The sequence below is a fragment of the Vibrio sp. 1731 genome, assembly GCF_033339955.1.
Classification (GTDB): Bacteria; Pseudomonadota; Gammaproteobacteria; order Enterobacterales; family Vibrionaceae; genus Vibrio; species Vibrio alginolyticus.
This window is the reverse complement of sequence record NZ_JAWOVO010000009.1, coordinates 11970-28609: the sequence shown is the minus strand read 5'-3', so window position 1 is coordinate 28609 and position 16640 is coordinate 11970. Positions and strand designations below refer to the sequence as shown.

General features: G+C 44.7%; 12 protein-coding genes. 5 read left to right on the top strand and 7 right to left on the bottom strand.

The genetic code is table 11. The features are described from left to right. Positions 1 to 5 precede the first annotated feature (5 nt). The 3 genes from R7035_RS12285 to R7035_RS12275 form a co-directional block, all read right to left on the bottom strand. Positions 6 to 2147, bottom strand: a complete 2142-nt coding sequence (locus R7035_RS12285) for a TonB-dependent hemoglobin/transferrin/lactoferrin family receptor (protein WP_318146149.1) — start codon at positions 2145 to 2147, stop codon at positions 6 to 8. Continuing rightward, positions 2148 to 4145, bottom strand: a complete 1998-nt coding sequence (locus tag R7035_RS12280) for a prolyl oligopeptidase family serine peptidase (protein ID WP_318146148.1) — start codon at positions 4143 to 4145, stop codon at positions 2148 to 2150. 324 nt (positions 4146 to 4469) lie between these two features. Then, positions 4470 to 5813: a DEAD/DEAH box helicase gene (locus R7035_RS12275; RefSeq protein WP_017820508.1), complete on the bottom strand. Its 1344-nt coding sequence runs from the start codon at positions 5811 to 5813 to the stop codon at positions 4470 to 4472. 550 nt (positions 5814 to 6363) lie between these two features. On the opposite strand from R7035_RS12275, the gene R7035_RS12270 reads away from it, so the two are divergent. After that, complete coding sequence (locus R7035_RS12270; protein WP_005375145.1) at positions 6364 to 6618, top strand: Lpp/OprI family alanine-zipper lipoprotein; 255 nt, start codon at positions 6364 to 6366, stop codon at positions 6616 to 6618. A 26-nt stretch (positions 6619 to 6644) separates the two neighbouring features. Here R7035_RS12270 and R7035_RS12265 read toward each other — a convergent pair whose 3' ends face one another. From R7035_RS12265 to R7035_RS12250, 4 genes are read right to left on the bottom strand one after another with little or no spacing between them, the layout of a single operon-like run. Continuing rightward, on the bottom strand, positions 6645 to 7571 hold the full coding sequence (locus tag R7035_RS12265; RefSeq protein ID WP_025768560.1) for a L,D-transpeptidase family protein: 927 nt from the start codon (positions 7569 to 7571) through the stop codon (positions 6645 to 6647). Between the two features lie 6 nt (positions 7572 to 7577). Then, positions 7578 to 8993 carry a deoxyribodipyrimidine photo-lyase gene (gene phrB / locus R7035_RS12260; protein ID WP_104976446.1) on the bottom strand — a complete coding sequence of 472 codons (1416 nt, stop codon included), beginning with the start codon at positions 8991 to 8993 and terminating at the stop codon, positions 7578 to 7580. Positions 8994 to 9015: 22 nt separating this feature from the next. Beyond that, positions 9016 to 9816, bottom strand: a complete 801-nt coding sequence (locus tag R7035_RS12255) for a MerR family transcriptional regulator (RefSeq protein ID WP_262652242.1) — start codon at positions 9814 to 9816, stop codon at positions 9016 to 9018. Next, positions 9806 to 10756: a YbgA family protein gene (locus tag R7035_RS12250; RefSeq protein WP_138939428.1), complete on the bottom strand. Its 951-nt coding sequence runs from the start codon at positions 10754 to 10756 to the stop codon at positions 9806 to 9808. Before R7035_RS12250 ends, R7035_RS12255 begins: the two co-directional genes overlap by 11 nt. Before the next feature lie 398 nt (positions 10757 to 11154). Between R7035_RS12250 and deoD the strand changes: the two genes are divergently transcribed. The 4 genes from deoD (at position 11155) to R7035_RS12230 (ending at position 16623) form a co-directional block, all read left to right on the top strand. Beyond that, on the top strand, positions 11155 to 11865 hold the full coding sequence (deoD, locus tag R7035_RS12245; protein ID WP_005375140.1) for a purine-nucleoside phosphorylase: 711 nt from the start codon (positions 11155 to 11157) through the stop codon (positions 11863 to 11865). Positions 11866 to 11935: 70 nt separating this feature from the next. Then, positions 11936 to 13405, top strand: a complete 1470-nt coding sequence (locus R7035_RS12240) for a hypothetical protein (RefSeq protein ID WP_005383936.1) — start codon at positions 11936 to 11938, stop codon at positions 13403 to 13405. A 166-nt stretch (positions 13406 to 13571) separates the two neighbouring features. Then, positions 13572 to 15056, top strand: coding sequence for a hypothetical protein (locus R7035_RS12235; protein ID WP_005375137.1), 1485 nt, complete (start codon positions 13572 to 13574; stop codon positions 15054 to 15056). After that, a complete protein-coding gene (locus R7035_RS12230; protein WP_054574921.1) occupies positions 15040 to 16623 on the top strand; it encodes a GGDEF domain-containing protein in 1584 nt (527 codons plus the stop codon). The genes R7035_RS12235 and R7035_RS12230 overlap by 17 nt, the downstream gene beginning before the upstream one ends. The last annotated feature ends 17 nt before the right edge of the window (positions 16624 to 16640 follow it).

Genomic DNA, 16640 nt, shown 5'->3' with positions numbered 1-16640 from the left:
TCGTCCTAGAATTCGTATTTTGCAGTAAGCGTGAAGTAGCGCCCTGGCTCAGTTGAGTAACGCTTACTTTCCTCAGCGATACCCGCTACGTCTTGGTATCGGATGTATTCTTTGTCGAACAGGTTGATGATGTTTGCGCTAACACGAAGGTCTTTGGAAACGTGGTAAGTTGCGCCAATATCAAACGTATTCCACGCACTTGTCTGCGCGCAATCTGTCGCTAGACCAAGCGTGGTCTGGCATTTAGGAACGCGATCCATTGCCGCGGCCCAGTTCCAAGCCACGTAAGCATTGAAGTCTTGGTTGGCGTATTTCAGTTGAGCGTTACCTTCGAATGGCGTAATGCTTCGAACGTATTCACCTTCCGCGTCTTTGCCATCTACGTAGCCAAACTTAGTGCTGATGTCCCATTGTTTGGTGAGCGCGTAACCCGCAGAAAGCTCTGCGCCATATGTCTCTACGCCGTCAAGGTTTTGGTACTGTTTGATGTAATTACCAGTGCTTGAGTCAAAGCCTGTGGTCACAACATCGATGAAGTTTTCAAACTTGTTGTAGAACACAGACGCATAGACATACGCACGACCGTTATCGAACTTGTTACCGATTTCAAATGAGTCTGAAGTCTCAGCTTCTAGGTCTAAGTTAGGCGCGATAACAAAAGGCGTTAGCGGTACGAAATCATGGTTCACGAAGCCATATGCTTTGTCGTATTCCGGAGCACGGTAACCGTGGTTGTACGATACATAAACGATGTTGTTGGCAAACATTTCGCGAGAAACCGACAGGCTTGGAGACACCTCCGAGCTATCCATGTCCTTTAATGGGAAGCCGCCCACTTCTCCCTCACCGTCCGGCGTTAGACGATGCGCATCAAAGCGCAGGCCGCCTGTGATGGTCCATTTATCCAGTTCCACCATGTCTCGAACATACAAACCAATGTTATAAGCACGAGCAGGAGCGAAAGGTTGTTTGGTCGAAGGCGTTACCCCGTTCCAATCAATCTTGGAATCGCTATCTGTGCGTTCGTAATAGTCAGTAGAAAGCTCGACACCGTAAGCCAACTGGTGCTCTGCATTTGCTGCATAAATCGTATTGGTGAAGTCGCCACGGAAGCCAATTGTCTCGTCAATGAAGGTTTTGTGTTCCAGTTCGCGACGCTTGGTGATCAAACCATTGTGATCCACTTGGCGCATTAAACGGTTGGTGTCTTCCACCACTTCGGTGTGACGCCAGTAAACTTTGGTATCCAACTCTTCGAACCAAGTTGGATTAATCGGAGTCACCTCTGCACCAATATAAGCGCTGTACTCTTCTGTGGTTTCATCCTCAGCAAAGTCTTCAATATGCCAAATTCCATCAGGTTGAATGGACGGTGAACCCTCCAAACGCTCTTGGTTCTGGGTGTAGAGTTCCGCTTTGGCTTTCAACATCACCTCTTCATTGAAAAAGTGGTTGATCGTATAAGCACCGCTGTAACCATCGAGGTCGCGGTTATACAAATCTTCATCAAAGTTACGTGTCTCTTGTCCTTGCCAGTATGAAACGTTAAACAAACTCTCTGTATCACCGGAACGGAAAGCTAGATTACTCGTGCCTTTGTACTTGTTGCTGATATCGGTGTAAGTACCGGAAACATCGGTGTAGAAGTCTTTGTCTTTTAAGAAATCACCCGGCTGGCTGGATTCTAAAATCACCACACCGCCGATCGCGCCAGAGCCATGCACCGAAGAACTTGCCCCTTTAATGATTTGCAGCGATTCAAAATTGGATAAATCAAAAGTATCTCGCCCAACGGCATCATTAATGTCATTCGCACCGAAGCCATCCGCAGAACGAATGCCATCACGAACGATCATAATGCGGTTACCCGTCATACCACGGATGGTAATGTTTTGCGGACTTCCTGCACCGCCCGTCACGCTTACACCAGGTTCGTTACGCAGCACGTCATATAGCTCGGTCTCGCCTCTTTCTTCGATTTGCTCGTTTGTGATAACCGCGACACTACCTGCCACTTTTGACAATGGCTGATCGATTTTATTGGCGGTTACCACCACCTCTTCCATTGAGAAAACCTTAGATTCGGCGTGCACTTGACTGGCAGCAAGTACCGAAAGTACTGCCGCTGACACTTGGGTAAGCTTCATTTACTGCTCCGCTTTAGATGTTTTAATGAGTGATAGTAGAAATGCGTATTCTTTTGCTTGTTGTTCTTGCGCTTGTCGTGGGTCCATTTGGTGGCCCGAATTAAAATCAGTTTGCAACAAGTACGGCCCGTTGCGCTCACTTAACGCTGAAACTTTAGCCAGATACTTTGCGCCTTCCCAATATGGCACGCGCTGATCAATTAAACCGACTTGAACCAACATGGGTGGGTAAGCGTTTTTATGGATATTGAGAATCGGATCGTACGCCTTCATTAACGCCAATTGTTCAGGTTTGGTTGGGTTACCCCATTCGCCATACTGCTGTGTGGTAAGCGGAAGTGAGGTATCCGACATACTTGCAACCACATCAACAAAAGGCACTTTAAGTACGACACCTGAAAACAATTTAGGATCTTGATTAACCGCTCCGGCCACCAACGTACCACCAGCACTAGAACCGATGGCGAAAACCTCTCTATTGCCACGTTCGAATGTTTGCAGCGCCTTCGCGACCGCGACAAAATCACCAATAGAATTGGCTTTTCGCACACCACGGCCTTGCTCGTGCCATTCATCGCCAAAGTACCCACCGCCACGGACATGGGCGATAGCGTAAATCACACCTTGGTCGAGTAAACTGATAACCTGAGGCATAAAGTACGGTTTCATCGTAAAACCATACGCGCCGTAACCGTAAATCATCACAGGAGATTGTGGGTGCAATTTGTCTTTGCGATACGCCAAAGAGACCGGGACAGAAACGCCGTCGTGCTTAATAAAAATACGTTGGGATACATAACGCTGACTATCAAAGTCTTGGTAAGCATCTTGAGAGTACAAGGATTTATTCAGCGTTTTTACATCGAACTCTTCCCACTGAGGAGGCGTAGTCATCGACATGCTTCGGATACGAATTTTGTTTGATTCAAAATCGCCCAATGTGCTTAGCCAAGCGACATTACCATCGTGTTCCAATGGCAGTATCACTTTTTCCTGCCCTTGGTAAGAATACACCGTCAATGTCGACAAGTTGTTTGGCTTACTAAGTGCCACAACTCCTGCATCATAAAGGTAGAACTGTTCAAGCGGCTCACGAGGATTGGTAAAGCGTTGCCATGTTGCGCCAAGCGGTGCGAGTTCGGCTTGGTAAAGGGCGAACTTTCCTTCCAGGTTGCTTTTAAGATAAATGTAACCTTTCGCCACATCCGCGTAATATTCCACACCCACTTCAGGCTTTCGCAATGAATCTGAGACAGTGCCCGTTTCTAGGTCGACAAGCTTCTGCTCTGTTGTTGACTCGTTGTTGCTTTGCAGCACAGCATAACGGCTATCTGCCGCACGATAGAAAGAAAGTAACCAATCTGACTTGGGTTCATTCCATAGGACTGTTTTTGCTAAAGATTCAGTGGAGATACGTAAGATCTGATGAGGTCGCTGGGTGCGCTTTTCTTTTGCAACGAGGAATGCCACTTTCCCGTTAGGTGACAACAATACGCCACTATCGACGTGCGTCGCCAGTTCCGTAGATTGACCGGAGAGTAAATCAACAACCACAGCACGATATTGTTCGCTGCCGTCGATATCTTCCGTGAAAAGTAGCGTGTCACCATTCACTTGCCATTGACCAAGTTGGTAGTACTGATGCGCAGATTGTCGTTCATCGAAATCGAACACCACGTTTTCTGGTGCATGTTGACTCGCACGGGATAATAGTAAGTAACGACCATCGCGACGCATTAGCGTCCACTCTCTTCCACTCACGATCGACCATGGCTTATCACCTTTGTCTGCCACAATGGTATCCCACTGCGTTAGTAGGTTTTTTGTCAACGTCTGATAACTTTTTTGGTGCTGTTCAGTTTTGTGGTTTTGTTCTGTTAGGTAGGTAAGAACTCGCTCATCTTTACGAGCATCATCTCGAAGCCAGTTGAAATCATCAGCAGCAAAGCCAGAACTAGAGGTAATTATGAGCCCTAAAAAAACATGAGTAAATTTCATATAGAGAGCGAATTCATTTATAGGATTAATACAATGGCGCGTATTCTGCCCTTAAATAAAAATGAGATCAATTATCATTTTCATAATCATGTTAGATTTTTATCTAGTGTGTGAGGAAAAACGTTTGCTTTGACCGAGGTTATAAAACTTAATAACTTCCTAAATTAGCGTTCTATGCTGTTTATATACAACCAGACAGATATAAAAGCTGACTAACGAGTGAGTATGGAAAGACGCTATTTCACCTAGCGACAGACATAAAAAATCCGAGTGCGAACACTCGGATTTTTAAGAACTAAAATCAATGGGAAACTACAGCAGCTTTTACTCTTCAGAGCTCGGTGCCGCTGGTTTTTTCTTAGGGATGAAGACATCATCACCCACAGATACGTTTTTGTAGAAGCTCTTGTCACGCTTAGCTGGTTTTTTCGCCGATTTTTTCGCTTGAGGGCGAGCTTTCTTTGCGGTCGCTTTCTTATTGCGGAAATCTGGTTTAGGTGGCTTAAGGCCTTTAAACTTACCTTTCAAATCTTCGAACAATGAAAACTCAAGATCTTGTTGTAGGTATGCTTCTACACGTTTAAAGCTATCCCAGTCTTTTGGACCAACAAGAGAGATTGCATCCCCTTTATTTCCAGCACGACCAGTACGACCAACTCGGTGTACGTATTCTTCGGTATGCTTTGGCATATCGAAGTTGATGACGTGTGTCACAGTTGCAATATCCAAACCGCGGGAAGCAACATCAGTCGTTACAAGGATCTTAAATACTGCGCGCTCAAACTGACTCATAATGGTGTTACGTTGAGTCTGGTTCAAGTTACCACTTAGTGCTACAGCCTTCAGTTTCTTTTCGTTCAGCTTTTCTGTTAGTCGCTCAGTATCATCACGCGTTGCCGTAAAGATAATAACTTGACGGTATTCAGCCTCAGAAAGAACACGATCTAAAATTGCCTCTTTATGATCTAGGTGATCACACAAGTAAAATTTTTGCGTGATATCTTTATGTTCTTCGTTAGAAACGCCGATAGCAATTCGCTTTGGCGCATTGAGCATTTCAGCCGCGATTTCATTGACGTCTGCATGATCTAATGTCGCAGAGAACATCAACGTTTGACGACGACGATGCTTGGCTGCTTTATGAATGCGACGAAGCTCTGGTGCAAAGCCCAAATCCAACATACGGTCTGCTTCGTCCAGAATTAGCGTTTCCAAACCATCCAGATAAAGCGAACGGTGCTCTAAGTGATCAGCCAAACGTCCTGGTGTCGCCACGATAAATTTCGGGTAACGACGCAGAGCTTTTACCTGATCGTTAAAGTTCTCACCACCCAAAATCAGTGCTGCTTCATAAGATAGGCCAGCTAGCATAGAGCGAAGCTCACCATATACTTGTTTCGCTAGCTCACGAGTAGGAGCAAGGATTACCGCGCGAGGGTCTTTCGCAGAAAACGATTTTGTCTTTAAAGACTTATGAAGCATTGGCAATACAAACGCCAAAGTCTTGCCCGAACCTGTTTTCGAAGATGCCAATAGATCCTTGCCTGCAATCGCAACAGGAATCGCCTGCTGCTGAATGTCAGTCGCTTTTTTAAAATCGTAGTGTTTTAGGTTCTTCAACAATCGGTTGTCTAGGCCTAGATCTTTAAATTGCAAAGTATTCTCCAATAAATCAGTCAGCGTCTGAGCGCTCTGTAGTGTCGTTTCCGCTCTAACGCAGCAAAAAAATAAAGCTCGGTATAATACCGCAAATCACAGGAGTATAGATAGAGATCATACAAACTAATTCCCTGTAGTAACGGTAAAACATCATTTGTGGCTCAGTTCAGAGTAAAGACTAGCCTTTTTGATGAGCAGCTGGACAGGAAGTTTAGAGAAAAGCCGTTCAAATATGCCTTCTATCCATCAACAAAACGACTTAAATAGCAGTTATTTGGGCCAATAAACTTTCATTTGTGTCAATATCGTCTAAATTATTGATATCAGGAACGTGGCAAATACACCTGCTATGAAAACTGTTGTGAGAACGAAATAAAGGATAGGTAGTTAAACTTTGTTAAGTTCAGGTAAAAGTTGACGTCAGGTACTCCATGAAATTCTTGGGTTTTTTTGACTTTTGCTACATCATGTACTGATAAAATGTAACCACATTTAACCTCGCTACTGTATAAAATAATAGTTAGTAGCGAGACTTTCACTATAAGCAAGGAGTTCTTATATGAACAAAACGTTGATCGCAGCTGCAGCAACTTCAGTACTTCTACTAGCCGGTTGTGCTTCTTCTGATGACGCAGCTACAGCAAATGCAGCAAAATTAGACGAACTAAGCAACCAAGTTAGCCAACTAAGCCAAGACGTACAAGCTCTTCAATCTGACGTTCAAAAATCAGGCGCAGCAGCAATGGCTGCTCAAGAAGAAGCTGAGCGTGCTAACGAGCGTATCGATAACATCGCTCAGTCTTACACTAAGTAAGATTTAATACCGCGTCTTAACGCCCGTTAAGGCGCGGTTATTTCGATAGGAACCCCATTCTGTGCAGCGATTGCTGCTTTAGCCTTCACGTTTTTCATACCGAATTCATCCAGCCACCACTTTAACTCTTTCGGCACTTTGAGTTCATCTTTCTCGCCATTACTACGAGTCAAAGGCTCATGTGCTTCTAAGAACACACTTCTGTCAGGCTCAAGTGTCATTTTGATAGGCTGGTTAATGATGTTAACGTCTTCACCGTTACGAACCTTGTCAAATAACCACTCAATGTCACTTGGGTCCATACGAATACAACCCGCGCTGACCCGCATACCAATCCCAAAGTCCTTGTTGGTACCATGAATTAGGTATTCGCCATTCCCGTAAGCTAAACGCAATGCAAACATACCAAGTGGATTATCAGGCCCCGCAGGAACAACGGCTGGTAGGTCAATGCCCTTTGCTTTGTACTCGGCACGAATAGAGGCTGGAGGAGTCCATGTAGGGTTCGGTCGTTTTTGGCTGATACGCGTTGTCATTACTGGGGTATCGCGCCCTATTCGGCCAATTCCGACAGGAAATACATGGACAATATCTTCTCCTTTCGGAAAGTAATACAAGCGCAGCTCGGCTAGATTAATAACGATACCTTTATAAGGTACGTCTGGGAGGATTAGCTGTGTCGGAATAGTAAGAACATGCCCCTCTTCTGGTAAGAAGGGATCCACGCCTTTGTTTGCGGCCATTAAACCTAGCATACCCACATCGTAGAGCTTAGCGATATTTGCCATGGTTTCGCCTTCTTGCACGACGTGGTTTTCAAGGCGACCAATTAAACGGCTTCCATCCTCTGGTAATTCGTACATCTTAGCGAATGATAGACCACTCACTAAAGATAACGACACAGATAGCAGGGTACGTTTTGCGAAACTCATTGATCGCTTTTTGCTAAGCATTTCACTCTATTCCTTGGCACTTTTAAAGAGCTGTAAGGTTATCTCTCTTTCTGTCTTGTGATCAACCATCGGCTTGTGATATTCCAGTAAAGAAAAGCCCTCCCAAGTCCAAGGTTTATGGATGTATTTGTTCGGTACACTTTTGATTTCTGGTACCCAGTGGCGCACAAATTCACCATTAGCATCGAACTTTTCGCCTTGGCTTATCGGGTTGAAAATACGAAAGTATGGCTGCCCGTCACAGCCCGTAGAGGCAGACCATTGCCAGCCACCATTGTTCGCTGCAAAATCGCCGTCCACCAGCTTACTCATGAAGTACGCTTCTCCCCATCGCCAATCAATATGTAAGTCCTTGGTAAGAAAGCTCGCGACAATCATACGTAATCGGTTGTGCATCCAGCCTGTTTGATTGAGCTGACGCATTGCTGCATCAACGATTGGGTATCCTGTTGTTCCTGTCTTCCATCGCTCAAAGGCTTTCTCATCATAGGACCACTGGATTTTATCCTCCCAATCGATAAATCCTTTGCCTTTGACGAGTTTTGGTTCGAAAACCAATAGGTGCTGATAAAACTCACGCCAAATGATCTCACTTAACCAAGTTGCTTTCCCTTCTGTAAGGTCATTTTGTTGATTTTCAGCATACAAACGAGCAATACACTGCCTTGGTGATAGCGCGCCAATCGCAAGGTATGGAGACAGTTGGCTAGTGCCATCAATAGCTGGAAAGTCTCGCTCGCTTTGATACGCGTCACTGCGCTCCCGTGCAAATTCCCTAAGCTGCTTCAAAATATCATTAGTCGAAGCCAGCCAGTCTTCACTGGATTCTCGAGGATAGCTAAATGTGAAGCTTGAATTAAATCGAGCCGACTCTAATTGTTCGAGTACCTTTTTATTGAGTAGCGCTTGCTCGTGAGGTTTTACTACCGTCGGCATATGGAACTGCGTTAACCAAGCACGCTTGAATGGCGTAAATACCTTAAAATATTCGCCTTGCTTATTAAGAACCGTCGTTGGCGCGTGCACACATTTGTCATGAAACAGTTCAAATTCGATATCGTGAGAAGCTAACGCTTCACTTACTTGTGTATCGAGCTCTCGTTCGTTCACCTCATAGTGAATGTTTGCCATGACAGACGTGGCTTCAAGTGTTTCCGCCCACCCACTAATCACATCTGTACAATCGGAAAACGACGGTACCTCTTTGTACAAAAAGGGAATATTAAGGCTTTCAAGCTCCTCGTTAAGACAAGCTAAGCGACGAGCAATGAGGTCTGCCTGCATCGGCGCCATGTGATGCTCCCGCCACTGCTCTGGCGTCGCGATAAAGCAAGCGACGACAGGCTGCCCTGAATCCAATGCCGCTTTGAGTGCCGTGTGGTCTAACGTACGCAAGTCACGTCGAAACCATACTAAAATCATGGTAGCTCCTATCTTTTGTCTACTAAATTAGGTGTAATTTCTCTATCACTTCAGAGCACCCCATCCGATCACCTAGCTGTGCGTGAAGCATTTTGATGGACGCTACTTGTTTAGCAGCTAGTGCTTTATTGGAGAAAAGGTAGATAAACGAACCATTTTCAATGACCTCATGATCTAGTAGACCAGAAACATCATCAACCTTATCGATCAAAGTCGTGTGATACCCTTGTTCACAAAGCTTCGCTGCTTGAATCCAACTCTCAGATTCTCTGTTTTGTTCAAAGCTAATGAGCAGACACTTTCCTTTGGAAGCGGCTTTGTTTTCAGAATCGATTACAAGGGCAAGTCGAGTGATTAAACAAGTCTGAAATAACCCCACCTGCAAGGATCGCAACGATCCTTTTACCATATCTAGCGCATCAAATATTGGGCTAATAAACTGATCGATAACGAGTTTTAGTGGGTACTCTTTAAGAACAGAGGCAAGTAAACTCTCTGCTTTTCCTCGATTCAGGGTAGACAGCGCAAGCAGCATGTTTTCAACTTCTTCGAGTGTGCGAACCTCGTTTTTGACTTCGACATCGGCGCTTTTTCCTAGCAGCCCCTTCACTTTACCAATCGAAATCCCCTTCGCGAGCCAACTCTGGACTTCGCGAATCGTATCGAGATCTTGCTGGCGATAGAGTCTGTGTCCTTTTTCAGTTCGCTGAGGTTGGATCAAGTTGTATCTTCGTTGCCAAGCTCTCAGCGTAACTGGTTTTACACCCGTGATTTCTGCGACATCTCGGATCGCGTATAGTTTTTCTTCTGAACTACAAACCATAGCGTAATCTCATCTCCTGCGGATACGGTTCTAAAAACTTCTGTTTTGATAAATACTCGTCTGGGTAAGTATTTAAGTAATGCTTAATCAATGTAAGTGGTGCTAGCAGAGGCAGCATTCCGATACGGTAGTCGTGAATCACTGTCGCTAACTCTTCTTTTTCTTCTTTGGTTAATGAGCGTTTGAAGTACCCTTGTAAATGCATCAACACATTTGTGTTATTTTTGCGGCTAGCCCGATTCGTTAACGCCTTCATCAGTCCTAAACGATACTCTTGGTAAAAGTCTTCAATTTCATAATTAGCGACATCAGCGACTAAGCGGCCAAGGGAGCGGTATGACTCTGGGTGGTGTGCCATTAACGTCAGTTTGTAGCGCGAATGAAAGTCGATGATTTTGCCACGAGTAGGCTCACCATCCATCGAGTCGTAAAAGTCATTTAGACAAAATACTCGAGTAATAAAATTTTCTTTCAATACAGGGTCGTTAAGTCTGCCATCCTCTTCAACAGGCAACCAAGGCATTTTTTGCATCAATGTTTGTGTATACAAGCCAACACCTTCTTTCGCAGCACTGTTCTTGCTGTAAACCTTGACTCGCTCCATGCCACAAGTTGGTGACTTGGCACAAACGATGTAACCACAAAGCTGCTCGCTTTGAAGTTCATCTACTTTATTGGCCGAGTAAGTGAGCATATTGTCGGTATGATCATTTTCTGGATTTTTGGTTTCAACCAATGCAACACGCTCTTCATTAGAAACAAGACGAATGGTTGGACGGGGTACTGGCATACCTACGCCGACTTCAGGGCATACCGAAATAAAGTCAAAATACGGGCTGAGCTCTTTAGTCACAAAGTTGCTCACCTTATGACCAGAGTCAAAACGCACTCGTTCACCCAAAACACACGAACTGATACCTACTTTGATTGAAGATTCCATGATGACGCATCCCTATACAAAAATTTTTGTTGTATAACTTATAGCAAGCCTTTCCAGATTGTACAAGAAAATAAGTTGTACAATTTAATCGTTTTACTTCACTCGAAAGTATTTCGATCAACCAGCTTTCAGAAAAAAGTTTGGCCCAAAAACAAAGAATTTGTGCGCGCAATCGACAAACTGCTCAAAAGCAAATCGATTGCTCTTTTGATTTCAACAGATTTAGTTATCAATAGGAGTTGCAGTTTCTAAATGCGTGGTTTTTGTGACTAAGCTCTCAAGGGGCTACTGTACGTCCCGATATTATTGCCTCAACGAAAACGAACAAGTTCAACAGAATTGGTAATAGCGTTCTATAATAGAGGCGTTTTATCAAAACAAAACTTTGGAGAGCACTTATGGCAACCCCACACATTAACGCACAACCAGGTGATTTCGCTGAAACAGTTCTGATGCCAGGCGACCCGTTGCGCGCTAAATACATCGCTGAAACGTTCCTAGAAGATGTGAAACAAGTTTGTGACGTTCGCAACATGTTCGGCTTTACTGGCACTTACAAAGGCAAAAAAGTTTCTGTAATGGGCCACGGCATGGGTATCCCGTCTTGCTGTATCTACGTACACGAGCTAATCGCTGAATACGGCGTGAAAAACGTTATCCGTGTAGGTAGCTGTGGTGCAGTACGTGACGACGTGAAACTAATGGACGTTGTTATCGGTATGGGTGCTTCTACAGACTCTAAAGTTAACCGTATCCGTTTCAACAACCACGATTTCGCAGCAATCGCTGATTACGGTCTTCTAGAAGAAGCGGTTAACCAAGCACGCGCTCAGGAAGTGCCTGTAAAAGTAGGTAACGTATTCTCTGCAGATCTGTTCTACACACCAGAAGCAGACATCTTCGAGAAGATGGAAAAACTAGGCATCCTAGGTGTAGACATGGAAGCGGCTGGTATCTACGGCGTAGCAGCTGACCTAGGCGCGAAAGCACTGACTATCCTGACAGTTTCTGACCACATCATCCGTGGTGAAAAACTAAGCTCAGAAGAGCGTCAGAAGTCGTTCAACGACATGATGAAAGTTGCACTAGAAACTGCAATCAACATCTAAGAACAAATAGTAAGTAATAATTTGCAGCCAGAGTTATGCTGGCTGCCCGAATTATCCCGAGGGGGCGATTGTGTCTAACGGCGAACTGCCAAAAGACGCAGATGGGTTACAACTCAACTTTTGTAAAACATTGGCGTGTGACAACTTTGGATTGAGTGATGCAAAGCGTTACGTTCTGCAACATGCGAACCCTAAGCGTCCGGCGATGGTATGCCGTGAATGTGGAGCTTTCCCCCCCTTACTTAATAATCGCGATGTCGTGAACGAACTTCATCGCCTGCGGCACGTCCACAGTGACGGGTTGCCTGCTTGCCGTAATGATGATTGCGACAACTTTGGACTCTCTGTCCACACTCACAAACACCTCTATCACGCTTTCGGTTACAGCGGCGATCGCCAACGTTACCGCTGTAAAGTGTGTCAAAGTACCTTTGTCGACAAGTGGTCTGGTGCCAACAAGAAGCTTCAATTTCAAGAGAACTTGATGGGTTTATTGTTTACGGGATATTCCGTACGAGAAATCTGCCGTAAGCTTAGTATTAACCCAAAAACCTTTTACGATCATGTTGACCACATAGCTAGCCGCTGCCGCCGCAAGCTGGCAACCATTGATGCGCGCTGGGTAAACCACGCAACGCATTATGAATTGGCCTCAAACTATATTGCATTGCAACCGAACAGCAATAATGGTGTGTATTGGATTGTTTCTGGCGAAGCGCATTCTGGCTATATTCTTTGCCAGCACGTCAATTATTCCGCTGATGAAGAGCCAATCGCAACGCTCGATCATAATCCTTACGATGAGGTGTCTCGTTTTGTTTCCCAGGAGTACGTAGCGGAAGCAAGTGAGCCGCTTGCGGAACCTTCTCATCACCTCAGAGAGCGAATTGACCAAAAATACCAAACAATTTTGGCTCGCGGTAACGTAGAAGACCCTCTTGGTAATCTATCTGTATTTCATTACCCTTCAAAAGGGGCATTAGTCCGTCCGCCATACACCTCGTATGCACACTATTTGCACGTACTTGATATGTGCTGCCCAAACAAACGTGTATCTCTATACATGCCTCAAGATCCCCTACTACGTTCAGCTGCACTGAGCGTTTGTTTACCTCGTATTAAAGAGAAAAGTGTCGACTTGATGTACGTAGAAGAGGACGCTAGTTGGGACATGAGCACTCCCTTTGGCAAAGTCGATATCGCCTATATGAGTTGGTGGCGCGATCGTTGGGCAATCTCTAGTCAAAACGAAAACCACAAAGGCATTTGCTACCTCGCTGGCGATCAAAATGAGCCTGAAAAATGGTTTAACGTTGCGACAACTCGTCATGTGAAGTTTTATCAAAACCGCTTTCAGATTCTTTTCGAAAGCTTCATTAACGAGCCACGTCGCAAATTACGACCTGCTGGTATTTTACCTCTTTTAGATATATTCAGAGCTTGGCATAATTTGTGCTATCAGGATAAACAAGGTCTTACCGCTGCACAAAGGTTGGAAGTCTCTGATGCACCTTTGACAATCAAACAGCTCCTATCGTAGCTATTCTATTGGTAATTTAGATGTAGTAATTAGGGGTTGTAACGGTATACATTACGGCCCCTGATCGTTTACCAAAACGTTATCCGCATCGCTTTGGTAAAGAAACATGCATCTAACCACTTAATATTAGGTGTGATTTCCAGTTCGATAGTCATGGATGTGAACGTTGGATAAAAACCAAATTCAGCTAGAAGATGATCTCACTAAGCTTAAAGGCCAAATAAAATCGGCCCCTAAACATACCTTTAATATTGCGCAGCAATATCGTATCCGCGCGGAACAAATTTTATTTGTGGACGGAGAGATCAAAGCCTTACTCATCATGGCGCAATGCTGTTGGTGCCTAATGGATTACCGACAAGGCTTAAAACTCGTCAAAGACGCTTACAGCAAACAAACACAGCTTGAAACCGACGATCATCTCCCGGAAATTCTCCATCTTTTTGCACTCCAATATTGGGGCCAAGCAAAGTATTATTCCGCGCAACAATATTGGATTAATGCGCTCGAACAATCTGCTCTTGTTGATGATGTTGAAATTCAAATCGAATCTCTAATTGGGCTTGGTAATGTATGGCGCATCACTAATGAACACCAACTTGCCGCTTCAACTCATGAGTTAGCCGTTAAAGTGGCAAACAATGTTCGTATTGCTTGGTTAGAAGGCAAAGCGCGCATCCTATTAGCTTGGGACTATTACTTACTAAATAAGTTTGTCGAGATGCTTACGGTACTGGATGGAGCAACCGAAGTATTAAAAGATCATGATGACAGTACGTGGCAAGCCGAGATCTGGGACTTTAAAGGGTTAGCACTGCTTGGACTAGAACGCCTTGATGCGGCCGAAGAAGCCACCCAAAAAGCCCACCAGCTCGCCATTGAGCATGACCTCGTTTGGATGAAAGCACACTCTTTTATTAGCCGAGCAAGACTTGAGCTTTTGCGCCAAAATACAGACAGCGCTGCCAAGTTGCTACTTGCAGCAGAAGAGTCTGCACTCAGTTTCGACCACGGTGAGCTACTCAGCCAAATTTGCTTCCAACAATCACGAGTCGCTGAAGAACAAGGTGACTTTGAGTCTGCGTTTAACGCGTTCAAGAAATACCGTAAGCACGCACTCAAAATGCTCAAAGAACAAACTCATCGAATCAGCATGGATAAAGCAAGAGGCTCTAAACGCCAACTAGAGCAGCGAGCACGTAAGCTGATCAATCATATTCGCTCTCAACACGAATACGACCCTGAAAAACAGTTCTCTAATGTCGTTTCTGAGACCTACTGGTGGGAACAGTTAGTTTTGTTTAAAACGGAGCTCAAACGCTCTAACCACGCCATCATTATGATTCAGCATTCAAACCCCGAAGTTCTCGATGTTTGTACCGAGCTCGTTCATGCATTGACAACCTCCAGCGACCTCATCTCGAGAATTTCCAGTAACAGGCTAGCAATGTTAATTGCAGAAAAAGGTCAAGCAGCAGAAGAGGTCTACCGCACTGTCCAAGCGATGTTAGACATCTATCCATGGAAGCGACGCGGAATCAAAGGCCCGAAACCGATACTGTATTTGCAAGATATCCTGACCTTCCCATTCACGTTAGAACAGCTCGAAGAAAGTTATATTGAGGTAATGAAGAATGGAACAACTGCTTAGCAAGGTGACTGACGCAGGTATCGATCCTTCTTCCGTTTCAGGTGAAGAAGCGATTACGCTATGGGAACACATAGGGTTACATATTGCGTCAACAAACCGAGAGAAAGCGCATTGCTATATCATTAGCGCCGAGTATCGAAGAGAGATCAAACAGCTCAACGACAGCATTAGTGAATTGAAACAAGCGCTTGAGTTGCTTGTTTTACCAGAAGATGTAGAAGATATTCTTTCTGTGAAAGCAAGCTTGAGTGAGCGTTTAGTTGAAGTAGGTGACTACAATGCGGCATTAACCGAGTATGTTGCTTCAACCAATATCGCCGTCGAGTACGGCTATATTGATGAGTACGTATTGGCCATTATTGGAATGGGTAATTTGTGCGATGCCTATGGGGATCACCAACGTGCATTACGTTATTATCAAAAAATAGATGCTATCGATCACGCTATTGGCAGTCGATCCCTACGCCTTCGTTACAAGCTGTACATGCTTGCCTGTTATATCAGCTTGAACCGTACCGCAGACGCCAAAGAACTATTGAGTGAATGTGAAGAACTGAGCATTCTCGTCAGTGATAAAAACCTCGCCGCACAAATTCACCTCTACCGAGCCAAATTACATCGTCTGCAAGAAGACTACCCCAATGCGTTGCTGGCTATTTCGAATGTTCAGTATACAACGGGTAGTGCCACGACATACTGGTTATCCACGATGGTCAAAATTGAGACTGCGTATTGTCTAAACGGTGTAGGGCACACTTCTTTAGCTAATTTAACGTTGGACTCCATCAGTAAAAGGATTCAAAAGCAGCTATCTCCTATCGTTACTCAGCATTTTTATAACGCGATGAGTCAAGTTTACGCCTCTCAAGGGTTGTATCAAGAAGCATTAAATTGTGAAAAAAAAGCGCATAGAATCGAATCTGATCTTGTAAAACATATTCCGATCGGTGAGTTAGGGTCTGCTCAACTACGCCGACTTTCACGCTTTGAGTTACAACTCAAACTCATTTTGTCAGAGCTAGAAAACAAAGAACTAAAAGAAACCACCAAGCAGCATAAAAATACTGTTGCTCAGCTACAGCAGGACGTCTTTACCGATCCACTTACGTCTTTACACAACCGACGCTGGTTAGAAGTTAAACTAAAAGATCTACTTCTGCACGATACTGCATTTGCATTGATGGTCATCGATATCGATCACTTCAAATCCATCAATGACGAACTAAGCCACTTGGTGGGCGACAAAGCGATCAAAAGCGTGTCACAGGAACTGGCGTCCTACTTCAGATTTAAAGGCGCATCGTGCGTACGATTTGGTGGTGAAGAGTTCCTCGTGATCCTTGAGAATACCCAACTGGAACGCGCAGAAATGCATGCCGAGAATTATCGTGAACGGATTTATCAATATGGTTGGGAGGATATTCTTGGTGAACGGGGGCTGACCGTATCCATAGGGATTACCTTGCATCGAGAAGGCGAGAATACTCAGCGAACTTTTTATCGTGCAGACAAAGCTCTTTATCGCGCCAAAGCCAATGGCAGAAACCAAGTCTGTACCGAACTTTAAACCATGCCCCGGTTGAC